Source organism: Natronincola ferrireducens (assembly GCF_900100845.1).
In the GTDB taxonomy this organism is placed as follows: Bacteria; Bacillota; Clostridia; order Peptostreptococcales; family Natronincolaceae; genus Natronincola_B; species Natronincola_B ferrireducens.
Map to the genome: position 1 here is coordinate 198,533 of NZ_FNFP01000001.1, position 23,822 is coordinate 222,354.

At 39.8% G+C, this 23,822-nt stretch carries 21 protein-coding genes; all 21 read left to right on the forward strand.

What is annotated here, in order from left to right:
* The first annotated feature begins 76 nt into the window (after positions 1-76).
* The 21 genes from prmC (at position 77) to BLS22_RS00975 (ending at position 23,717) form a co-directional block, all read left to right on the forward strand.
* On the forward strand, positions 77-955 hold the full coding sequence (gene prmC, locus BLS22_RS00875; protein ID WP_090548964.1) for a peptide chain release factor N(5)-glutamine methyltransferase: 879 nt from the start codon (positions 77-79) through the stop codon (positions 953-955).
* Between the two features lie 228 nt (positions 956-1,183).
* Entirely contained in the window at positions 1,184-2,257 is a 1,074-nt protein-coding gene (gene prfA, locus BLS22_RS00880) for a peptide chain release factor 1 (RefSeq protein WP_090548967.1), read from the forward strand.
* 257 nt (positions 2,258-2,514) lie between these two features.
* Positions 2,515-3,252 (forward strand): ZIP family metal transporter, encoded by a 738-nt coding sequence (locus tag BLS22_RS00885; protein WP_244269426.1) that lies wholly within the window; start codon positions 2,515-2,517, stop codon positions 3,250-3,252.
* 106 nt (positions 3,253-3,358) lie between these two features.
* A complete protein-coding gene (locus tag BLS22_RS00890) occupies positions 3,359-3,799 on the forward strand; it encodes an FHA domain-containing protein (protein WP_090548970.1) in 441 nt (146 codons plus the stop codon).
* A complete protein-coding gene (locus tag BLS22_RS00895) occupies positions 3,800-5,008 on the forward strand; it encodes an FtsW/RodA/SpoVE family cell cycle protein (protein ID WP_090548973.1) in 1,209 nt (402 codons plus the stop codon).
* Complete coding sequence (locus BLS22_RS00900) at positions 4,998-6,407, forward strand: peptidoglycan D,D-transpeptidase FtsI family protein (RefSeq protein ID WP_090548976.1); 1,410 nt, start codon at positions 4,998-5,000, stop codon at positions 6,405-6,407. The genes BLS22_RS00895 and BLS22_RS00900 overlap by 11 nt, the downstream gene beginning before the upstream one ends.
* Entirely contained in the window at positions 6,407-7,456 is a 1,050-nt protein-coding gene (locus tag BLS22_RS00905; protein WP_090548979.1) for an L-threonylcarbamoyladenylate synthase, read from the forward strand. The genes BLS22_RS00900 and BLS22_RS00905 overlap by 1 nt, the downstream gene beginning before the upstream one ends.
* Before the next feature lie 153 nt (positions 7,457-7,609).
* The gene (locus BLS22_RS00910) at positions 7,610-8,308 is read left to right on the forward strand and encodes a low molecular weight protein arginine phosphatase (protein WP_090548982.1); all 699 of its coding nucleotides are present in this window, start codon (positions 7,610-7,612) and stop codon (positions 8,306-8,308) included.
* 124 nt (positions 8,309-8,432) lie between these two features.
* Entirely contained in the window at positions 8,433-8,882 is a 450-nt protein-coding gene (gene rpiB / locus BLS22_RS00915; RefSeq protein WP_090548985.1) for a ribose 5-phosphate isomerase B, read from the forward strand.
* Between the two features lie 204 nt (positions 8,883-9,086).
* Complete coding sequence (gene upp / locus BLS22_RS00920) at positions 9,087-9,716, forward strand: uracil phosphoribosyltransferase (protein WP_090548988.1); 630 nt, start codon at positions 9,087-9,089, stop codon at positions 9,714-9,716.
* Between the two features lie 211 nt (positions 9,717-9,927).
* Positions 9,928-11,361: a Na+/H+ antiporter NhaC gene (gene nhaC / locus BLS22_RS00925; protein ID WP_090548991.1), complete on the forward strand. Its 1,434-nt coding sequence runs from the start codon at positions 9,928-9,930 to the stop codon at positions 11,359-11,361.
* 97 nt (positions 11,362-11,458) lie between these two features.
* A complete protein-coding gene (locus BLS22_RS00930) occupies positions 11,459-12,670 on the forward strand; it encodes a M20 family metallopeptidase (RefSeq protein ID WP_208974650.1) in 1,212 nt (403 codons plus the stop codon).
* Positions 12,671-12,760: 90 nt separating this feature from the next.
* Entirely contained in the window at positions 12,761-14,335 is a 1,575-nt protein-coding gene (locus BLS22_RS00935) for an amidohydrolase (protein WP_090548993.1), read from the forward strand.
* Complete coding sequence (locus BLS22_RS00940) at positions 14,329-15,441, forward strand: AfsR/SARP family transcriptional regulator (protein ID WP_090548996.1); 1,113 nt, start codon at positions 14,329-14,331, stop codon at positions 15,439-15,441. The genes BLS22_RS00935 and BLS22_RS00940 overlap by 7 nt, the downstream gene beginning before the upstream one ends.
* Positions 15,442-15,751: 310 nt before the next feature.
* Positions 15,752-16,207 (forward strand): deoxycytidylate deaminase, encoded by a 456-nt coding sequence (locus tag BLS22_RS00945; RefSeq protein WP_090548999.1) that lies wholly within the window; start codon positions 15,752-15,754, stop codon positions 16,205-16,207.
* Between the two features lie 16 nt (positions 16,208-16,223).
* Positions 16,224-17,288, forward strand: coding sequence for an MraY family glycosyltransferase (locus BLS22_RS00950; protein WP_090551511.1), 1,065 nt, complete (start codon positions 16,224-16,226; stop codon positions 17,286-17,288).
* A 196-nt stretch (positions 17,289-17,484) separates the two neighbouring features.
* On the forward strand, positions 17,485-17,826 hold the full coding sequence (locus BLS22_RS00955) for a DUF3870 domain-containing protein (RefSeq protein WP_090549002.1): 342 nt from the start codon (positions 17,485-17,487) through the stop codon (positions 17,824-17,826).
* A gap of 319 nt (positions 17,827-18,145) precedes the next feature.
* On the forward strand, positions 18,146-19,516 hold the full coding sequence (locus tag BLS22_RS00960; RefSeq protein ID WP_090549005.1) for an aminotransferase family protein: 1,371 nt from the start codon (positions 18,146-18,148) through the stop codon (positions 19,514-19,516).
* A 140-nt stretch (positions 19,517-19,656) separates the two neighbouring features.
* The gene (locus tag BLS22_RS00965; protein WP_090549008.1) at positions 19,657-20,469 is read left to right on the forward strand and encodes a beta-keto acid cleavage family enzyme; all 813 of its coding nucleotides are present in this window, start codon (positions 19,657-19,659) and stop codon (positions 20,467-20,469) included.
* Between the two features lie 180 nt (positions 20,470-20,649).
* On the forward strand, positions 20,650-21,360 hold the full coding sequence (locus BLS22_RS00970) for an ABC transporter ATP-binding protein (RefSeq protein ID WP_090549011.1): 711 nt from the start codon (positions 20,650-20,652) through the stop codon (positions 21,358-21,360).
* Positions 21,360-23,717: an ABC transporter permease gene (locus tag BLS22_RS00975; RefSeq protein WP_090549014.1), complete on the forward strand. Its 2,358-nt coding sequence runs from the start codon at positions 21,360-21,362 to the stop codon at positions 23,715-23,717. Before BLS22_RS00970 ends, BLS22_RS00975 begins: the two co-directional genes overlap by 1 nt.
* Positions 23,718-23,822: the final 105 nt, after the last annotated feature.

Sequence of the window (23,822 nt, forward strand, 5' to 3'; positions counted from 1 at the left end):
CAAACCAAACTTTCGGTTGTCTACTTACGAATTAAGTCTCATTTTATGAAAGCTTTCTAAAAGGAGGGAAGAATCCTTGATAACTGCAGGGGAATTATTGAAGGAAGCAGTAGAAAGATTAAAGGCATCGGATATAGATACGCCTCGACTGGATGCAGAGGTAATTTTATGTAATTTACTAGAAGTCGACAGGATAAAACTCCACATCTATCCTGAAATGAAGATTTCCCAGGAAATTTGTCTAAAGTATTGGAAGGCTGTTGAAAAAAGATTAAATCGGATGCCGGTGCAATATATTGTCAACCATCAAGAATTTATGGGTTTAGATTTTTGGGTGGAGGAGGGGGTCTTAATCCCTAGGGGAGATACAGAAATATTGGTGGAGAAGGTTTTGGAGCTCTATAATAGCAATAGCTTCCCTGAAACCATCAACATTGTAGATATTGGAACAGGTAGTGGCGCCATTTCCGTAAGCTTAGCCAAATTCATAGAAAAATCTAAGGTATATGCTATAGATATTTCATCGAAGGCTCTAGAAATCGCCACAAAGAACGCCCGCAACAATAAAGTGGAGGATAGAATAACATTTTTGCTAGGGAGCTTATTTGACCCCCTAGAGAAACAGAAGCTAGAGGGAACCTTTAATTTTGTCGTATCCAATCCCCCCTATATTCCCGATAGCACTATTGAAACCTTATCAAGAGAAGTGAAGGACTATGAACCATCTCTAGCTTTAGCTGGTGGGGAAGATGGTCTAGATTTTTATAGGGCAATTGTGGAGGAAGCTCCATTCTTTTTAAAGCCAAAGGGCTGGCTGGCCTTTGAAATCGGCTATGATCAGGGGAAGGCTTTAGAAAAAATGATGGAGCAGGCTGGTTTTTCTCATGTACAGGTGATAAAGGATTTGGCTGGTATGGATAGGGTAGCTATAGGCAGAAAAGGAAATAATCTATAGCAATTTCCTCAGTAATTTGATATAATATACAGTTGGTAGTAATAAAATAAAGTAAATAATGAATAATGAATAATGAAGGTCAAAACCATAAAAGTGTGGATAGAGAAGAGAAAAGGTGTTCTAAAAAACAACCTACAATCTTTAGACCTGTTTTTAAAAATAGAAATCTAACAATAACAATATTGGCGGCCGTAAGAGAGTAAGCTAATGAATATATGAGGTGAGATCATGCTAGAAAAGCTACAGTTTTTACAGGAAAAATATGAGGACATTGGTGTAAAAATCAGTGATCCTGATGTAATTAACAATCAAAGCCTATGGCAAAGGTTGATTAAGGAACATTCGGATTTAGAGCCCATCGTAGGGAAATATAAGGAATATAAAGCTTCAGAGGAAGCCCTGAAGGAAGCAAGAGAAATTCTTTATGATAAAACTGCAGAAGACGAGCTTCGGGAAATGGCGAAGATGGAAATGGATGAACTGGAGGACAAGATTCAAGAGCTGAAGGAAGAATTAAGAATCCTCCTGTTGCCTAAGGACCCCAATGATGATAAAAACGTTATTGTGGAAATCCGTGCAGGAACTGGAGGGGATGAAGCCGCTTTATTTGCAGCGGACCTCTTTAGAATGTACACAAGATATGCCGAAAGAAACGGCTGGAAGACAGAGATGATGAGTTTGAATGAAACGGGAGTAGGTGGTTATAAGGAAATTATCTTTATGATCAAAGGAAAGGGTGCCTATTCTCAGCTGAAGTTCGAAAGTGGTGCCCATCGGGTTCAAAGAATTCCTACTACAGAATCTGGGGGGAGAATCCATACCTCCGCCGCCACTGTAGCTGTTCTTCCAGAGGTGGATGATGTAGAATTCCAAATCAATGCAAATGATCTAAGGGTAGATGTATTTAGATCCTCTGGCTGTGGTGGACAAAGTGTTAACACCACCGACTCAGCTGTAAGGATTACTCATATACCAACAGGATTAGTGGTTTCCTGTCAGGATGAAAAATCCCAGCTAAAGAATAAGGAAAAGGCCATGAAAATCCTAAAGGCAAGACTTCAAGACAAAGCCACCCAAGAACAACAAAGTGAAATTGCTGCCAATAGAAAAAGTCAGGTTGGTTCAGGGGATAGGAGTGAACGTATCCGAACCTATAACTTTCCCCAGGGCCGTGTAACTGACCATAGAATCAATGTGACCCTGTATAAGCTAGATAGCTTCCTAGAGGGAGAAATTGAAGAAATGATCAGTGCTCTAATTACCTCTGATCAAGCTGAAAAATTAAAGGCCGTAGAGGCATAAAATAGAAAAACTGATGATGCATTACTTGTCATCAGTTTTTTCGTACCTTGTTATCTTAACCTTAACCTAATCAAAATCATGGCAGTAGGATTTGTTGCAAAAATATTTTTAGCTTTTCCTCAACCTTAACCTTAGCCTTGACCTAATTAAAACAGTGACAACTGTTTTAATTCCTTAGCCAAGCTATATTTCCCCTCCTGTAGGAATATATATTTAAAAGTTAAGACAATTCTACAGGATTTTTAGGGGGAGATAGATTGAGTAGTTTAATGGGAACTACCTTAATAGGTTTTATGGTAGGTGTTGTGGGAACTGGTGTAGGGGGCTCTATGGCCTTTTTTCTACGAAATCCCACAAAACGATTTTTAAGTGCTATTATTGGACTTTCCAGCGGATTGATGGTGGCCATCGTAACCTTTGAATTAATACCTGAGGCCTTTATGATTAGCGGGGTGGTGGGAACCTCGGCGGGAATCGCCCTTGGTGCCTTTATAGCCTCCTACTTAGATATTTTAATTACCCATATACATAAAAAAACCTTCAATCATGAACAGGGATATATTAAAACTTCCATACTTTTGGGGATAGGCATTGCCCTCCACAATTTTCCAGAAGGGTTAGCCATAGGCTCAGGCTTTGTAGCCCAAGCAAGACTGGGGGTAGGGTTGGCGGTTGTTATTGCCCTCCACAATATGCCAGAGGGCTTGGCGATGGTGACGCCTATGCGGGTAGGGGGCTATTCCAGTACAAAGGCCTTTTTATTAACCCTACTGGCGGGGGCCCCCATGGGTTTAGGGGCATTTATAGGAGCCCTTATTGGAGAATTTGCCTATAGCTTCATTGGAATCTGCCTTGCCTTTGCTGGAGGAACCATGCTTTATATTACCTTTGGAGAGTTGATTCCTAGAGGCAAGGATCTCCATAGAGGCAGGATATCTACTGTATTTGCCATTCTAGGTTTTATCGGTGGCATGTTGATTTCTAAAACATTTTAATTTTAATTGTTAATATTCTTTGTTTTGGTATAAAATAAGAAGAAACTATATGGGGAGACAATATCTTCTCCCCTAAAATACTAAGGAAGATAAAAGGTGATGGGGTATGTTTCAGATACTTTCATGGACAGTACGATATTTGTTTATAGGTCTTATCTATTACTTTATTTATCATATTATTAAGCTTATTTACTTAGACATTCAACAGATCAACAATAGACAGAAGAAGAACTTCGATAGTCCCTACTTAAAGCTGGTGAACCGTAAGGAAAGCCTTGATTTTGAGGTTCAAGAGTTTTATGACCTAAAGGATGTCGTCACCTTAGGAAGACACAGGGACAGTGATATCCAACTTATGGACAAGTTCATATCCTCCCAGCATGCTAAAATCACCATGGATGAAGGAGAGTATTTTCTGGAGGATTTAGGTAGTGTCAATGGCACCTATTTGAATAGCACCCAGATTCAAGATGTTGTCAAACTCAAAAGTGGTGATAGGATTGGCATTGGACAGGTTGAGTTTTTATTTGTAAAAGAGGTGGATTAGATGCGGCCTATAGGGATTTTAGTTATCATCAATACTTTGTTGTTTGGTCTCTTATATTTATTGGTGGAGCCTTTGGATCCATCGATTCTCATGGCTGGAGGAATATTGACCCTATTGATTTTGGCCTCCTATATGATTATCGTAAAGGCCAACATGGGGGATCAATATTTATTCCTCATCATATCCCTTTTATCCAGTTTAGGGGTGATTATGATCTATCGTCTAGATCCTGCCTTTGGGTCTCGACAAATTACATGGTATGCTGTCGGTGTTGTATTATATTTTCTGAGCTATGGCCTATTCCGCTGGGTAAAAAATTGGGACAAGTATTTATATCTTTATATTGGATTTGGCCTGCTGTTGTTTGCCTTGACCTTTATTCTAGGAACAACCATCAAGGGAGCCACCAACTGGATTCGGATAGGAGGTTTTACCTTTCAACCGGCTGAAATTATTAAGCTAAGCTTTGTGTTTTTTATAGCCGCTTATTTTACCTATCCTGAGAAACTTAAAAATATCTATTATTTTTTAGGTGTGGTATATGGCCATATTCTTTTCTTGGTTTTTCAACGGGATATGGGGATGGCCATGTTGTTTTATGGTATTTTCATGAGTGTTTTCTATGTTTTTTCTAAGGACAAGAAGTTGATGCTTTTAAATCTAGCGGCTTCTCTGGTTATCGTGGTTTTTGGCTACTTTACCATGACCCATGTGCAGGTGAGGGTGGAGGCTTGGCTAAATCCATGGCGGGATATTGCTGGGAGGGGCTACCAAATTACCCAATCCCTTTTTGCTATTGGGACAGGAGGATTCTTTGGCACTGGATTAGGAATGGGTCGTCCTGACTATATCCCTGAGGTCCATACCGACTTTATCTTCTCGGCTATTTGTGAAGAGATGGGGGTATTTGGTGGCATTGCTGTGGTGTTATTATACTTTATTTTAATTTATAGGGGCTTTAAAATCACCCTTACCATACCCAATACCTTTAGAAAAATTTTAGCTTTAGGTATTACCTTGACCTATAGCTATCAAACCTTTATTATCCTAGGGGGGGTTATTAAGTTGATTCCTTTAACGGGTATTACCCTTCCCTTCATCAGCTATGGAGGTAGTGCCTTGGTTTCTGCCTTTATTGCCTTTGGTGTATTACAGGCTTTATCCAAGAAATCCCTTGAAGTAGAGGAGTTGTTGGATTTTGGAAAATAACAAGAAAATCGTTCATCTTATTGTTTTTGTCAGTCTTCTATTTTTAAGTATTATTGGTTATTTAACCTATTTTCAAATTTTTATGGCAGCAGATGTCATTGATAACCCCTATAATCAGCGGCAGTGGGCAAGGGAGGATAACACCCTTCGGGGGAGGATCTATGACAGAAGAGGAACTGTTTTAGCTGAAACAGAGGTGGTGGAGGGAAGACCCCGCCGAAGATATCCCTATAACCAACTCTACAGCCATGTGGTGGGCTATAGCTACAAGCAATACGGTCGTTCAGCACTGGAGGCCCAGTATAATAGGGAATTGATGGCCTTAACCCCAGAAAGTCCCGTAGCCCACATTAAGGAACAGCTAACTGGTGATATGATTCAAGGTAATGATCTTATTCTGACCATTGACCATGAAATACAAAGAACGGCGGAGGGTCTATTAAGGGAAAAAACGGGGTCGGTGGTGGTGATAAACCCTGGAACAGGGGAGATCTTGGCAATGGTCAGTAAGCCGGACTTTAACCCCAACACCCTTATGGAGGATTGGGAGAACTTGGCAAATGACGAAAGAAGTCCTTTGATTAACAGAAGTACAACAGGGCTATATCCCCCAGGCTCCACCTATAAAATCGTCATGGCAGCGGCTATTTTAGAGGATTTACATATTGTTGATGAAGAATATAATTGTACCGGCACCATCAATATAGATGGTTATAATCTTTCTGACTATGGCAAAACCGCCCATGGGCCTGTGGATTTAATCCAATCCTTGGTGGTCTCCTGTAATACTAATTTTGCTAGAATGGCAGTGGAGCTAGGAGGAGAAAAAGTTAGGGATACTTCCAGAAGATTTATGCTGGATAGGCCCCTTGGGGGAGATTTATCTATAACCCAAAGTAGGTTTCCCTATGGCAATGTCATTGAACCTACGGAATTAGGGGCTATTGGTATTGGACAGGGGAAGGTTTTGGTTACACCCCTCCATATGGCATTGGTGGCCTCCACCTTTATCAATGATGGTGTCATGATGGAGCCCCAGATCATTAGGAAAATACAAAGTCCCCAAGGAAGAGTGCTGGAAACCCGAAGTCCTAATGGTAACAGAATTCTATCCTCCGAGATTGCTGAAGAGATAAGGGATATGATGGTTGCAACAGTAGAAAGGGGTACTGGGAGGCGAGCCGCCCTTAGGGGAACCACTGTAGGGGGCAAAACCGGGACAGCTGAAAATGCTACAGGAAGAAGTCATGCTTGGTTTATAGGCTTTGCCACTAGAGGTGAAGATCAGGTGGCGGTGGCGGTGATATTGGAAACTGAAGGACAAAGTGGAGGGGTGGCAGCAGCACCCATCGCTGGACAAATTATGGATATAGCATTAAAAAGGGGTGGAGAAATTTAATGGAGACACAGATCATAGAAATTGATTGTAATCATATGGAAGAAAAGGCTTTAGAGGGTTTGGCAGAAATTCTTAGAAGGGGTGGTACGGTGGCCTTTCCCACCGAAACCGTTTATGGATTAGGGGCCAATGCCCTAGATATAGAAGCAGTGAAAAAAATATTTCAAGCAAAGGGAAGGCCCTCTGACAATCCGCTGATTGTCCATGTGGCAAGGATCGAAGATATTCAACCTTTAGTTAAGGACATTCCCCTCCAGGCTAGAAGGGTGATGGAAAGATTTTGGCCCGGACCCCTTACCATCGTACTGGAAAAGACAGAGGGGGTTCCCTTGGCCATCACTGGAGGATTGGATACAGTGGCTATCCGTATACCAGCCCATCCTATAGCCCAAAGATTAATTCAGATGGCTGGCGTTCCGGTGGCGGCCCCCAGTGCCAACCTGTCGGGAAAACCCAGTCCCACCAGAGGAGAACATGTAGTAAAGGATCTTAGGGGAAAGGTAGATGCCATCATCATGGGGGGCAGCTGTGATGTGGGAGTAGAATCCACCGTATTGGACGTGACGGGGGAGGTTCCCACCATTCTCCGACCCGGAGGGATTACCAAAGAGATGCTTTTAGAGGTATTGGAAAGGGTGGAAGTTGATCCTGGTTTAAAGGGGGAGGAAGATATTATTCCTAAATCCCCAGGGATGAAATACACCCACTATGCTCCTGAGGCGGAGGTATATATTTTAAAGGGACAGGAAGAAAAAGTTCATCATAAAATACAGGAATTGGTCTCCCGATACAAAGCTGAGGGGAAAAGGGTAGGAATTATATGCTTTGATGAAGATCATGATGAATATAGGGGAGAGATAGTAAAAAGCATGGGAAGCAGAGGGGAACTAAAAACCGTTGCTGCCAATTTGTTCAAAGTGTTACGGGAGTTTGATGAAACAGAGGTGGATATTATTTTAGCTGAGGCTGTGGAGGAGATTGATTTAGGTGAAGCCATCATGAATCGCCTAACAAAGGCAGCGGGCTACAAAATTATTTATGTTGAATAAATTGTATTTTAAAAGGCATTAAAGGTTCGGAGACTTTCTTGACCTCAATTTCAATCTAAATTTTTAAAAGGGTTTTAGGTTTTGTTTTAGGTTTTAAGGTTTACTTAACCTTAACCTCGATCTCAACCTGAATTTGTTAAAGGGGTGTATAAAATGAAAACAATTCTGTTTGTTTGTACTGGTAATACCTGTCGAAGCAGTATGGCGGAGGCTTTGTTTAAGGATTTTGTGGAAAGAGAAAAGCATGATCTAGGGGACATCAAAATTATTTCTGCTGGAACCAATGCCATCAAGGGGGATAGGGCCTCTTTTCCCTCTATAGAAATTATGGGGGAGAAGGGAATATCCCTAGAAAACCATAAGGCCCAGCCTTTAACAAAGGAGTTAATTGATGAAGCTGATTTGATTTTAACCATGACCACCAATCATAAGGGGGCTGTGCTGGATATAGCTCCTGAAGCCAAGGAAAAGCTATATACCTTAAAGGAATATGTTAACAATGGAGAAAAATTAAATGACATATTGGATGAAATGAATGGGATTTATAAGAAAATCGAGGTAAAAAAACAGCAGTTTATGATGGAAAATCAGAAAAAACTAAAGGAATTAAGGGATAAAAGAGAAGCTCTTTTGGGGGAACTTGAAAATATCGATGAAGAGGTCAGAAGGATAGAAGGAGACTTCAGAGAAACTATTAGGGAGTATGAGGAGGAGCTTGGCAGCTTAAAAGCTAGGGTTCCTGAGATGGATATTCTAGATCCCTTTGGCCAGCCTTTAAATGCCTATCGCCAGAGTGCAAGGGATATTGAGGAAGCTTTACAAAAATTATTAAAAAAATATATAAAAAAATAAAGGGGATTTTAAAAACATAGCGAATATAATACTGGTTAAACTATTATAGGTCGTTGTTGTTATCCACTGGGTTGTTTAGTGGAGTTTAAAGGTTACAGCATTGTATAGACTTGGAGGTGTAAGGATGAAAATAGCTATCGGTAGTGATCATGGAGGTTTTTTACTAAAGGAGCTTATCAAGGAGTACTTAGAAAACAAAGGATTTGCTGTTAAAGATTATGGCACTGATTCTGAGGCTTCCTGTGATTATCCAGAGTTTGCTCAAAGTGTAGGGGAAGCAGTGGCAGCAGGAGAATATGACAAGGGTATTGTTATATGCGGAACAGGTATAGGCATATCCATTGCAGCCAATAAGATTCCAGGAATCCGATGTGCCTTGGTGGGGGATTCTTTTTCCGCTAAGGCTACCCGTCAGCATAATGATACCAATGTTTTGGCTTTAGGGGCTAGGGTCATTGGCTCTGGATTAGCATTGGAAATCGTTGATATATGGTTAGGTACAGAATTTGAAGGTGGCAGGCACGCAGGTCGGGTGGAAAAGATAGGAAACATTGAGAAGAAATATTGTAAATAAAATGAGATTTAATTCAGGGAAATTTTTTACGCCCTCTGAATTGTAGTGGAATTTACTTTGAGGATGTAGTGCTTGATCTGCCCCTTAAGTAGACAACCGAAAGTTTGGTTTTTAATTTTCGTGTTGGTCACTTAGTTTCTTCATCTATAAGAAGCGGAAGTGTTAGCAATACACCGAAGAAAAAAATATAAAGGAGGAGTCTTTGTGGGAAAGGTAGTAACGATAGACCATCCATTGATTCAGCATAAACTAACATTAATAAGGGATAAGAATACGGGATCTAAGGATTTTAGGGACTTAGTGAAGGAAGTATCTCTGTTGATGGGCTATGAGGTGACAAGGGACTTGTCCCTGCAGGAGATAGAAATAGAAACCCCCGTTTGTTCAGCCAAATCAAAGGTAATATCCGGTAAGAAGCTAGGGATTATTCCAATTTTACGGGCAGGGTTAGGTATGGTGGATGGAATACTGCAATTAATTCCGGCTGCTAAAGTAGGACATGTAGGCCTATATCGTGATCCTGAAACATTGGAGCCGGTGGAATATTACTGTAAGCTGCCCTCTGATGTGGAAGAACGAGATTTAATCGTATTAGATCCTATGCTGGCCACTGGAGGCTCCGCCAGTGCTGCTATCCAATTTCTAAAGGATAAGGGTGCCACCAACATTAAGCTTGTATGCTTAATTGCCTCTCCAGAAGGGGTGGAGGTTGTTCAAAACCAACATGATGATGTGGATATTTATGTGGCTTCTATCGATGAAAAATTAAATGAACATGCTTATATCGTCCCAGGCTTAGGGGATGCAGGAGATCGTTTGTTTGGTACAAAATAGGATGAAATATAGTTACATAAAGGGGAGTGGGACAATGCCACTCTCCTCTATGTTTATAGATCGTTGTAAATAAATATTGGAATTTTCTAAAAATAACATAATTTAAAACGCTAAGTAAAACAAACAGACAAACAAAACCATGCTATGGTAGGATATATAGCATGGTTTTATTACTTAAAAATAAAAATAAAAAGAAGGGGGAGTTTGTTGTATGAGTAAAGAAAAACGTCCAAGTTTTGGAGCAGCACTTTTTGTTATGTTATTCTTATGTTTTGCTATGTTTGCCCAGATCTTTATTATTGGAGAAGATTGGATTACCCATATCACGTTAATTTTAGTTGCAGCTGTTGCAGCTATCGTGGCTATGGCTTCAGGATTTACTTATGATGACGTACAGGAGGGTATATTATACGGATGTAAAATTGCTATGCTACCTATGCTGATTCTTATGCTGGTGGGGGTGTTGGTGGCCTCTTGGATACCGGCAGGAACAATTCCAACCCTAATCTACTACGGACTTAGCTTTATTTCACCTTCTGTTTTTCTTGTAGCGGTTGCCGCTGTATGTATGGTGGCATCAGTGGCCACAGGAAGCTCTTGGACAACTGGAGCTACTTTTGGCGTAGCCTTTATGGGAATTGGACATGGTTTAGGAATCCCAGCGGCCATGACGGCTGGAGCTGTCATCTCTGGGGCCATCTTTGGAGATAAAATGTCTCCTTTATCGGATGCTACAAATCTAGCAGCCGGTGTTGCTGAAGCTGATTTATTTGACCATATTAAAAGTATGATGTATACAACTGGACCTGCTATGTTGATTTCTCTTGTGCTTTATGCAATATTGGGGATGCGATTTGCAGGTGGAGAGCTAAATACAGCTCAAATCGATATTATTTTAAATGGATTGAAGGAAAACTATTTCATTAGTCCTATTACCTTGATACCACCGATTATTGTTGTGATTTTAGCGGTAAAGCGGGTATCGGGATTGGCGGTTATGGTTATCGCCTCCCTTATTGGTGCTGTGTTTGCCATCGCCTTCCAGGGCTATAGCGTAGGAGATGTAGCTAACTTTATGAATTACGGTTATGTATCTAGTACTGGAATTGAAGATGTAGATGCTTTACTAAGTCGTGGTGGACTACAAAGTATGATGTGGACCATTTCCCTAGGCTTTATTGCCTTAAGTATGGGGGGTATTCTTGAGAAAACCAGAATACTGGAGGTATTGCTAGAGAAGATTTCAGGCATTGTAAGCACTGGAAAGGGTTTAATCACCACCCATGTCATTTCGGCTCTTGCTGTTAATTTATTCTCAGCAAGTCAATATATGGCCATCTTGATTCCTAGCCGTATGTTTGTACCAGCTTATAAAAAGCTAAGATTACTACCCCAGGTGAACTCTAGGACAGCTGAGGATGCTGGGACAGTAACTTCACCATTGGTACCTTGGGGACTTTGTGGGGTATTCTTTACAGGGGCCTTAGGGGTTCAAACAATGGAGTACTTCCCCTATGTATTCCTATCCTTTATTACACCGATTATAGCAATTATTTACGGATTTACAGGAATTGCTATGTTTAAAGAAGGGGATATCAAAAGTGTAAAAACCTACAATGATGCTGAGGAAGTAACAGAAGCTTAGTTGATCAGGTAAACGAATATTTAATTCTATATGCCTTCCTATTTTATGAATGGGGAGGCATTGTATTCATGTAAATTTTTTATAGGGAGGAGATTTTTTGGAAACTGCAAAGGATTTGGCACAATATATTAATTATGAAAGAGTAACGGCTTTATTAACAGATCTTGTAAAAATCTATAGTCCTTATTTTGAAGAAGATGAAGTTATGGAATACACCTATAAATGGTTAAAGGAGCAGGGCTTGGATGCAAGCTTTCATCATTACCATGAAAAAAAGGTTACGGATTTTCGAGGAACAAATGTTGTTGGTCGTTTAAAGGGTAAGAATAAAGGACCTATAGTATTGTTAAATGGTCATCTAGATACAGTACAAATATGTGAGGGATGGACAAGAGATCCTCTAGGGGCTGAGATAGAAGATGGCAAACTATATGGTGTAGGAGCTCTAGACATGAAGGGCGGCTGTGTAGCCATCATGCTGGCGGTGGAGGCCTTTTCTAAAACCGTAAAGGATTTTAATGGAGAAGTTCTTTATACCTTTGTTTCCGATGAAGAAGGTCCCTATGGATTAGGTACCGATGCCTTGATTCTAGACGGTTATACCCAGGATGTAGATGTGGCTATTGTTCCCGAACCCAGTAGTGGATTTTCTGATGTGGCCTTTCCTTGTATATGTTTAGGGGCTAGGGGTGGATGGAATTATACTGTAACCTTCAAAGGAAAAAGTGCCCATGCAGCTAACCCTGAAAAGGGGATTGATGCCATAGAAGATGCAGCAAAGGTGTTATTGGAATTAAAAAAATCCCCTCTAAATCATGATCCTAAGCTGGGGCAGGGTTCCATTGCTGTCATTGATTTTAAAGGGGGCGGGGCAGCCTGCAGCATAGCCGACACTGCATCCTTTACGATTTTTAGACATACTGTTCGGGGAGAGGATTTGGCCTATTTAAAAAGGGAGGTGGAGGAAGCCGTTAAAAGAGCAGCCATTAAATCCACTGCAACTATGGAATTTAGAGAGGCACCCCATCCTGAATCTGGAGGATTTCATCCCTATACGGTTTCTGAAGACAATCCTTATACTAAGGCACTAAAAAAGACGATTTTAGAGGTAACTGGTGAAGAAGCAAAAACAGCATACTTTGCCAGTATTGGAGACTTTAACTCCCTTGGAGATCGGGCCAAGCTTCCAACCTATGTGATAGGACCTACCGGGGAAAATTATCACAGCTATGACGAATATGTAGAAATAAATTCGGTTGTAAAAACAGCAGAAATCATATATCATTATTTAAAAGAAATACTTGTATAGGGAAGGCTTGTTGCAGTAGAAAAAAGAAGATTTGCTAAATGAATAGATGGACCCTTGCCTTAGCAAGGGTTGTTTTGTAGGAGGTTGAAAATGAACAATAAAAACTTACTACTCTACAATGGTAAATTTATTACACTTTCTGAGGAGTTCCCCGAGGCTGAATGGGTTTATATCAAGGCAGGAACGATAAAAGATATTGGATGGGGAGATGGTTATCGGAGCTATGGAGCTGAAGTGCCTTCTATTGATTTAAAGGGCAGCACTGTTGTTCCAGGTTTTATTGATAGCCATGTTCACCTGATGGAGTCATCCCTTAATACCTTAAGCACCTATTTAGGAGGAGCTACTTCCATAGAAGATATTCTAGAAGTACTAACAACAGCAAAGGAAGAAAAAACAGAATGGGGGGACATGATCCACTGTATCGGTTTAGAGGAAATTAAGCTAAGGGAAAACCGAATGCCCACCCGATGGGAATTAGATCAGGTGGTGAAGGATAGGGTAGTATGGATATCCTCCATAGAGTATCATGTTAGCATTGTTAATACCTTTGGATTTAGGTTACTGAATCTTCCCTTCAATCTTTCGGGGATAGAGAGGAATGAAGAGGGTGTACCTACAGGGGTGTTAAGGGGAAGGGCTAATTTTTTAGCCAGAAAAAAGCTATTGGGAATCACCTCGGATGAAACCCGGGCTAAAGGGACAAAAAAACTTTTTAAAAATATCATCACAGCAGGGGTCACCACCATCAATGCTATGGAGGGGGGTTTTTTATTCCATGACAGGGATGCCCTCTATGTCCATAAAAACCTACATAAATTTCCTATTGATGTGGAGCTTTTCTATCAAACCACCGATGTAGAAAAGGTGAAAAAGATGAAGCTGAAGAGAATCGGAGGATGTATCTTTGTTGATGGCTCCTTTGGGGCCCGTACAGCTGCCTTAGATTATCCCTATGCCGATGATGAGGGAAACAAAGGAACCCTCTTCTTTCAAAAGGAAGAAATTACAAATTTCATTATGAAGTCCATCGCCAACCATTTACATATAGCTTTACATGCCATTGGCTCTGGAGCCATTCGATTGGTGCTGGAGGGCTACGAAGCAGCAAAAAAAGAATATCCACATACCACAAGCATCATGAGGATAGAGCATTTTGAGCTCCCCAATCAAGATCAAATCGAGTTGGCTACAAAGCTAGGGGTTATTCTGTCCATGCAGCCAACCTATGAATATTTTTGGGGTGGAGCAGAGAAAATGTATGAAACCCGATTAGGGAAGGTTAGAGGAAAGAGAACCAATCCCTTTGCCACCATTATAGCCAACGGCGGAATCATAGCTGGAGGCTCCGATAGTGACGTTACCCCCATCAATCCTTTGTTGGGTATTGATACAGCGGTTAATCATCCTAATAGCCAGGAGGCTATTTCCCCCATAGAGGCTTTAAAGCTCTTTACCATCAATGGAGCTATAGCCCTAGGTCAAGAGAAGGTAAAGGGAAGGATAGATAAGGGCTATTTAGGAGATCTGTGTATCCTATCTAAAAATCCTCTAGAGGGTAATACAAAGGAGATAAAAGATATTCAAGTGCTGGGGACTATTAAAGCTGGAAAAGTCCTGTATCTATCGTCAGACATAGGCGTTGAGGGGGCGGGGTCTTGCTAAAATTATATTTTTTAGGAGAACCAAAAATTTTAGTTGGAGATATAGATATTACCAATGAAATCAGTAGCAAGGCCTTGGCTATTTTAGCTTATCTCGTTACCCACAGAAACCAAAAAATTTCAAGGGATCGTATCTCAGCCCTCTTTTGGAGTGAAAGCTCCTACAAATCCTCCAAATATAATTTGCGATATACCCTGTGGTCCATCAAGAAAACCCTAAAGGACAAGGGGATAGAGGAGGATATTATCCTTGCTCCAGATAAGGAAAGCTGTAGTATAATAATAGAGGAAGAAAGCTGGTGGAGCGACGTTGTCCTATTGGAGAAGTTCCCCGATGTATATAAGTCAGTGGAAATCATCGATCTATATCAAGGAGAGTTTTTGCAGGACATCAACCTAAAGGGAAATCCTGAATTAGATGACTGGATTATCTATGAAAGGGAACGGCTTCAAAAACTGTATTTTAATGGTCTACTGAGATTAACCAAGGAGTTTTCGGAGTTGGGTCAGTATAATAAGGGCATCCTCTGTCTTAACAAGCTCCTTTATATTAATCCATTACAGGAGGAAATTCATAAAGAGCTAATGGAGCTTTATTATTTAAAGGGAGATCGGGTTTTAGCTCTACAGCAATATGAGAAGTGTGCTGAAATATTAAGATCGGAATTGAATATTAGTCCTGTAGAGGACATGAGGGAGCTTTATGAAAGGATTAAAATGGGGGACAAGGAAGATATTACTATAAGGAATAACAAAGATCTTTATAAAAATCCAAATTATTTTGTATTGGCAGAAATTATAGAAACAATAATAGAGATTTATCCTGACATACTAGAGGACCTTACTGAAGGCCAATTATGGGAATTGGCTAAGCTAGTTCCAGAATTATCAGTAGCAAGCAATGGACCTCCTATAGAATATAAATGTCAGGAGATCGAGAAGCTAAGAATATTTAAAGCTGCAGCTAGCCTCATAAAAAATGCAGAAGCAAGAGGAGGGCTACCTCATGTTAAGGCGATGGGGGAGATGGATAAGGTCTCTATCCAGTTTATCGCCTATATGAAGATGAAATTTCCAAATATTACAATACCTGTAGAAATCATTTAAATCAGTAGTCATACTGAATTTCTCCAGCCTTAAGTAGCATGATGGGTGGAGAGGTATAGGGAATATATTTTATAGATAGAATAAATCACCTCCTTTTTTACAACCATAGGGAACAAAAGGAGGTGATTTACTGTCTTAATCTATAGGGGAGGATCTTTTATAAAAGGAAGCTTGTTTTTATAGAAAAAAAGTAATATAATATATTTTTAAAGGAAAGAAATATTACATTTTTATTAAAATTTCAATACTGCTAATAAATTTATGGTATGATAGAAATAATGATATTGGATAGGGACAAGGGGTTGACGAAATGCGTCCGTCTTGGGATGAATATTATATGGAAATGGCAGAGGTGGCTAAGAAAAGATCCACCTGTATGCGAAGACAGGTGGGAGCAGTGATTGTAAAGGATCAAAGACTTTTGGCCAGTGGCTATAATGGTGCCCCCAGCGGCATTAACCATTGTAGTGAAGTCGGCTGTTTAAGAGAGAAGCTAGGAGTGCCCTCTGGAGAAAGACATGAACTATGTAGAGGTCTTCATGCGGAACAAAACGCTATTATCCAAGCTGCCCTCCATGGGGTAGGTATTAAGGGTAGTACCATCTACGTCACCCATAAGCCCTGTATTATTTGCACAAAAATGATGATTAATGCTGGAATACAAAAATTGATCTATAAAGGGGATTATCCCGATGGCTTATCTGAAGCAATGCTGAAGGAAGCTGGAATAACTGTAGAAAAGTACACCGAGGATGAAAGAAGCTGAAGAATGGAGTGAAACAATGGATTATTATATTTTAGCCTTTTTAATAGCTATGTCCATTTCTTATATATTGACCCCCTATGCTAAAAAAGTGGCCTATAGGATAGGTGCTATTGATGTGCCAAAGGACAATAGAAGAGTGCATAAAAAGCCTATACCACGGCTAGGTGGATTAGCTATTTATGTTGCTTTTATGGTTTCCTCTATGCTTATGGCTATTATGAAGGAAGAAGTCTTAAGTATTGATAAAAAATTTATAGGTATCATGGTGGGGGCCACCATTATCGTACTTATTGGCATTATAGATGATTCTAAACAAATATCAGCAAAATATAAGCTGGCGGGCCAGATATTGGCGGCGGTAATTGTTGTCTATAGTGGGGTAAGGATTGAATTCATCACCAATATTTTAAACAAAACAACGGGAATGTCAGAACTAAAACAATTAAGTGTCCCTGTTACTATATTTTGGATTGTAGGGATTACCAATACAGTAAATCTCATTGATGGATTAGATGGTCTAGCTGCTGGGGTTTCCACGATTGCAGCATTATCCTTAGCCTTTGTAGCCTGTTTAAATGGTGGAGTAGAGGTTACTATATTACTTATGATTTTAGCTGGTTCCCTATTAGGATTTTTACCCTATAACTTCAACCCTGCTGAAATATTTATGGGGGATACAGGGTCTCTATTGGTGGGTTTCATCTTGGCTACCATTTCTATTGAAGGGGTTATTAAAAGTGCCACCACCATTGCTGTAGCTATACCGGTATTGGCCTTGGGGGTGCCCATATTTGATACCACCTTTGCCATTATAAGAAGATTGGTTAATAAGCGGCCTATTATGGAGGCGGATAAGGGTCATCTTCACCATAGATTACTGGATCGGGGCTTAAGTCAAAAACAAACGGTTGTAATCCTATATATTATCAGTATCATATTAGGAGGTAGTGCCATTGTTATTTCCAATACCAGTGGAACAACACCCTATCTTATTATAGTTGGTATTGCCTACTGGGTTTTCCTAGGGGCCCTAAGGATTGGTTTAGTTAAAAAGACCCAGGAGACAAAAGCAAATTCATAACATTAAATGGACCTAAGGGTCCATTTTTAATGAAAAAAAGTACATTTTTAATGAAAAATTCTTAGGGTCTACAATAGCTGGGGATGGTTTTGTGAAACAAAAGGTTTATTTTTTTAATATCGTAGTTGTAATTATGTTGAGCAACATATATAATGATAGTAAGAATAAAATAACCTATAGGATGATGCTATAAACCATGAAATATTACGATGATGATACAGTTTATTTTATTTCCTACGCCAAGCTACCTACTGAAATTTCAGCAGCAGCCCTACACAAAGTGGTTGGAATAGGTTTAATTATTAATATAAAAACCGGTAGGATTGTTGATGTCTCTTGTACACTCCTTACCCAAGAAGCAAAGGATTTTATGAAATCTATACTTGTTGGACGAAATGTGCACGAGGAAGACGTTGATGAGATCATTCAAACCATTAAACAAAGATATCATGGCTATGCACAAAAAGCTGTAGGTGTAGCCACTAGAGGTACTATTGAACGCTATAATACATGGAAAATAGAACAGGAAAAAAAGTAAAGGATACTGCTTTTCTTACAGTGATTGTGCAGCCCATAATCGTTAAGTAAGTAAAACCCAGTATAATTATACCTATTTGTAAAAACCTTCAAAAACTGGGGGGATAAGTAGGTGTTATTATGCTGGGTTTTTTATATACCCAAATTCCATTCTACACAAGAAAAATTGTTTTTCTCCAGGTTTCAAGGTTTTACTTGTTCTTAAGGTTTTAACCTCAACCTTAACCTTAAAGTGACAGAATCTTAGATAAATAGAATAGCTTTAGGTTGTCAATTAAAATGATTTAATAAAATAATATTATTAAAGGGGAGGTATTTCCATGAGTGCTAACAAAGCTCCTAAAAATCATGTTTTCTACAGAAATCAAAACTGGCATTATCCAAAAATTGAAAAGGGTGAAGGTGTTTATCTCTTTGGAGAAGATGGCAAACGTTATTTAGACGCCTGTTCTGGTTCGGCTGTTGCCAATATAGGCCACGGCAACAAAGAAATTGCAGAATTTGCTAAGCAGCAGATTGAACGTATTGCATTTACCCATTTATCTAGATGGACGGTAGATGTGATTGAAGAATGTGCTTCCAAGGTAAGTGAATGGGCTCCAGGGGATTTAAACCATGTATATTTTGTATCTGGGGGATCTGAAGCTACAGAAACTGCCATGAAGATGGCAAGACAATACTTTATAGAAAGAGATGGCAAGAAAAGCTCTAAGTGGAAAATTATTTCTAAATGGGACTCTTATCATGGTAATACATTAGGGGCGTTATCTATGACAGGACATCCAGGACGTAGAAAGTTCTATGATCCTATGCTGGCTAATTTCCCTAAAATTCCACAATTCTATCATTATAGAAATCCATGGGGATGTAAGACCCTAGAAGAAACCAGCATAAAGGCAGCCAAAGCATTGGAGGAAGAAATCTTAAAGCAGGGGGCCGACAACATTGCAGCTTTTATTACTGAGCCAGTGGTGGGCTCTGCTATCCCAGGGGTTCATCCTGATAAAATTTACTTCCAAATGGTAAGAGAAATCTGTAATAAATACGATATTCTATTAATTGTTGATGAGGTTATGGCAGGATTTGGTAGAACTGGAGAAAAATTTGCTGTAGATCATTTTGATACTGTTCCAGATATTATTGCTTGTGCCAAGGGAATGAGTGCTGGATACACACCAATGGGAGCCACCGTATGTAATGATGAAATTTTTGAAACAATTATGGTGAAGGGTTCTGGAAACTTTGTTCATGGTCATACCTATGCCAGCAACCCATTATCCTGTGGTATTTCTCTGAAGGTATTGGAAATCATTGAAAGAGAAAACTACCTAGAAAATGCTAAGGCTCAAGGGGCATACTTTATGGAAAAGCTTGAAGAATTATATAAATACCCAATTATAGGGGATGTTCGAGGTAAAGGTCTGATGGCAGGACTGGAGTTTGTAAAGGATCAAAGCACAAAGGAGCCCTTTGAAGTCAGTGAAAATGTTAAGGGTAAATTTACAGTTAACTGCTTAGCCGAAGGCATCGTTCCATATCCTGGTGGGGGTTCAGCAGATGGGGTCCGAGGTGATGATACCCTATTGGCACCACCAATCAATATTACGAGGGAAGAAGTAGATGAATTGTTAGTAGGATTAGAAAAGGCTATTGCCAAAACCTGTGATGATGTACTGGGGGTTAAGGCGTAATAATAAATGAAAAATGCAAAATGTAAAATGAAAATCAAAAAAAATTTCAACCAACAGTCTACAAACGATTCGTGATTTAAGATTTTAATTTTACATTTTAAACTTTCAATTCCGCCGCAGGCGGCGAAGGGGGAATAAATATGGAAAAGTTAATCATAACCATAGCACCTACTGGAAATGTCCCGACAAAGGAACTCAATCCTAGTACACCAGTAACACCAGATGAAATCGTAGATACTGTAGCGAGATGTAGGGAATTAGGAGCCTCTATAGCCCATCTTCATGTAAGGGATGCAGAGGGGAAACCCACCAGTGATAGAAAGCTATTCAAAGAGGTTGTAGATAAAATCCATGAAAGAAAACTAGATGTTATCACCCAACTATCTACAGGGGCTAGGGGTGGCGGGAATACCCCCGAGTGGAGAAGTCAGATGCTGGATCTTAATATAGAAATGGCCAGCTTAGCAACTGGATCTTCTAACTTCCCCAGTGCAGTAAATGCCAATGCCCCAGAGTTAATTCAATATCTGATTAACACCATGAAGGCAAATGGTGTAAAGCCAGAGATTGAGGCCTTTGATATGGGTATGATCGATAATGCTAGATATTTAATGAAGAAGGGTATTTTAGTAGGTCCCCTCCACTTCAATCTAGTTATGAATGTACCGGGATCTATCGCAGGAACACCTAGAAACCTTATCCACATGGTGGAAAGTCTACCACCGGATTCTACATGGTCTGTAACCGCCATTGGTAAGGCCCATGTACCGCTGCTAACTATGGCTATAGCCATGGGGGGGAATGTTAGGACTGGACTAGAGGATATTATAGAAATATCTAAAGGAGTCTTAGCTACGAATGAGAGTCTAATGGAGAGGGTAGTTGGCATCGCAAAGGCAGTAGGAAGGGATATTGCAACTCCAGATGAAGCACGGAAAATATTAAGTCTATAAAAATGCACCCCAAATGTTAGGTTGTTTTGTCTAACTTTTGGGGTGTATTTCTGTTTGTCTTGCAGTTTTAAATTTTTATTGATGTCTATAGTAAAATCAACCATAATAAGATTATAGTATAAAAGTAAATAGTGGAAAATCCATTGGAATTTGTCCTAAAAAATAGGGGTGAGCTAAGCTATGGAAAGTAATGTTTTAATGAAGGTGGAAAATGTAAGTAAGCTTTATGAAATGGGGGAAGTGACAGTAGCGGCGGCCAAAGAAGTATCGCTAGAATTGTATCGGGGCGAATTTGTTGTTATCTTGGGACCCAGTGGCTCAGGAAAAAGTACTCTTTTGAATATTTTAGGAGGAATGGATATACCTACGGAAGGAAAGGTTTTCATGGAGGGAGAGGATATCACCGGCTACAATGATAAAAAGCTGACGGGTTATCGTAGGGAAAAGGTGGGTTTTGTTTTTCAATTTTATAACCTAATGGCCAATTTAACTGCCCGAGAAAATGTAGAGTTGGCTACAGAAATTTGCAAAGGTGCCTTAAACATTGATGAAGTAATGGAGGCGGTAGGGTTAGAGGATAGAAAGGATCACTTTCCAGCTCAAATGAGTGGTGGTGAACAGCAAAGAGTAGCTATAGCCAGGGCAGTGGCAAAAAATCCAGCCCTACTATTATGTGATGAGCCAACCGGTGCCCTAGATTTTCAGACGGGAATCAAGATTTTATCCCTCCTGAGGAAAATTAATAAAGAGTACAATAAAACAGTGGTGATCATTACCCACAATATCCCGGTTGGAGAGATGGCAGATCGGGTAATTAAAATGAGAAGTGGAGAGATTATTGAGACAAAGGTAAATGACAATCCAATTCATCCTGAAGGGATTGAGTGGTAATGAAGAAGCTAGATGTAAGGTTATTAAGATTAATAAAAAATTCTAAAGGACAGTTTGCTTCTATTACAGTGATGATTATTTTAGCCTTGACCATCTATGTTTCCTTCAGCATGGTGGGGGATAATTTGTATAACAGCATCTATTATTATTACGATATTACCAACTTTGGTGATGTTTTTGTAGAGGTGGTGAAGGCCCCGAAGTCAGCCATAGATCAACTCCATAGAATAGAGGGAATAGAAGCTGCTCAAGGAAGAATAAGCAGTGATGTACCCCTAAGGGTTGAAGATCCAGATGAAAAGGTGAGGGTTAGGGTTGTTTCTCTACCTAAGGAAGAGAAGGTCATCAATGATTTGTATATGCTAGAGGGTAGGGGACTGCAGGAGGATTCAAGGGCTACAATGGTGCTACAGCAATTTTCAGATGCTAGAGGTATTCAGCTGGAGGATAAAATTATCCCCTATATTGCAGGCAGAGAATATCCTTTAGATGTGGTGGGTATTGTAGGCAGTCCTGAATATATTTATCTTATGGAAAACGACCAGACCCTGTTACCAGCTGAGGAGAGATTTGGGGTTATCTATGTGACAGAAGATTTTGCCCAGTCTGCTTTAGGCTATCAAGGAAGCTATAATGAAGTCATGATTACAATTAAGGAGGAACATCTCCATAGAATAGATACTATTGTAGAGGAAATAGAGGATCATTTGGACAGATATGGAGTTCGTCGTACAATAAAAAGAGATGAGCAGTTGAGTCATAAAATGATGATGGAGGAAGTAAATCAATTGGATATGATGTCCACCGCCATTACCCTGTTATTTTTAGTGGTTTCGGCAGTGATCATTAATATCATGCTGTCAAGAATGGTAAAAAATGATAGGATGGCCATTGGTGTCATGAAGGCCTTAGGCTACAACAACCTCAATATATTAGGTCATTACACCAAGTTTGCCGTTGTTATGGGATTGGTGGGTTCGATTATTGGTATTGTCCTCAGCATCCCTCTATCCCAATGGTTCACCAACCTGTACATCTTGTTTTTTAATATACCAATGTTCCAAATGGAGGTTTATGATATCTATTTTGTCTATGGCATTCTGTTAACCACTGGATTTTGTGTAGCATCGGGTTTGATAGGAGCCAGAAGTGTTTTAAAAATCCTGCCGGCGGATGCTATGCGACCAGAGGCCCCAAGGGCTGGGGGAAGGATTTGGTTAGAAAAAGTTAAGTTCCTATGGAATCGTATAACCTTCAGCTGGAAGATGGTAATTAGAAACATATTAAGAAATAAAAGAAGGGCTGCCTTCTTAGGGTTGGGCATTGCTTTAACCTATGGTATCACCATGGTACCAGTATTTATGTCCTCTGTTTGGAGCAATTTATTTATGCTACAGTATGGAGAGTTTCAAACAATGGACTACAACATTGATTTCTCCCATCCCATGAATAACAATGGTATTAGGGAGTTATCTCAAGTCATTGAAGTGGATCATATAGAACCTAAAACAGAGATTCCCTTTGAATTAAGAAGGGGATGGAGAAAAAAGACCGTCAGTATTATTGGTATCCCAAGGGACACCAAGTTTTATCATCTAAAAACCCCCTCTGGGTCATCAGTAGATATCCCTGGAGAGGGAATTATACTGGCGGAACGTCTTGCCGAGATCCTTGGTGTAGGTGTAGGGGATGAAATCCTTATAAAAAACTTTATGCCGAATAAAGAAGACAGCGTTATTGAAGTAAAGGGAGTTGCTGTACAATATTTAGGAACCAATGCCTATATGGATATTGAAGCCCTGAATGATTTATTAGGGGAAAAAGGAATGGTTACGGGAGCCTTGATGAATTCGAGGGATGAAGTGGTATCTAAGCTACGGAATGTAGGGAATATTCGACAGGTTCAATCGGTGGAGGATATGAAAAATAGCTTTTTAGAGTTTATGGATTTAATTATTTACTCGGTAGGGGTGTTGATGATATTTGGCGGGATATTGGGCTTTGCCATAGTATATAATGTAACCATTATTAGCATAAGTGAAAGGACCATGGAGTTCTCCTCCTTGAGGGTGATGGGCTTTGATAAAAAAGAAATTTATAGGATGATCAGCAGGGAAAATGGCGTCATGACCTTCTTAGGTATCATGCTAGGGGTGCCTTTAGCCTATGGAATGTGCAGGGCAATGATATCCGCCCTTTCCACAGATCTCTTTAGTATTCCCTTTATTATCAGCCCCAGAAGCTATATAATAACTGCTATTGCCACCATTGTTTTTGTTGTTATAGCCCAGCTGGCAACGTTGAGAAAAATTCATAGATTAAATTTCATGGATGCCTTGAAAAATAGAATATCCTAAGGGTAATGAGAAACTAAAAACTAAAAATGCAAAATGTAAAATGGAAAATGCAAAACCAAAACCAAAACCAAAACCAAAGCCAACAATCTTGCAATAATAGGGGTT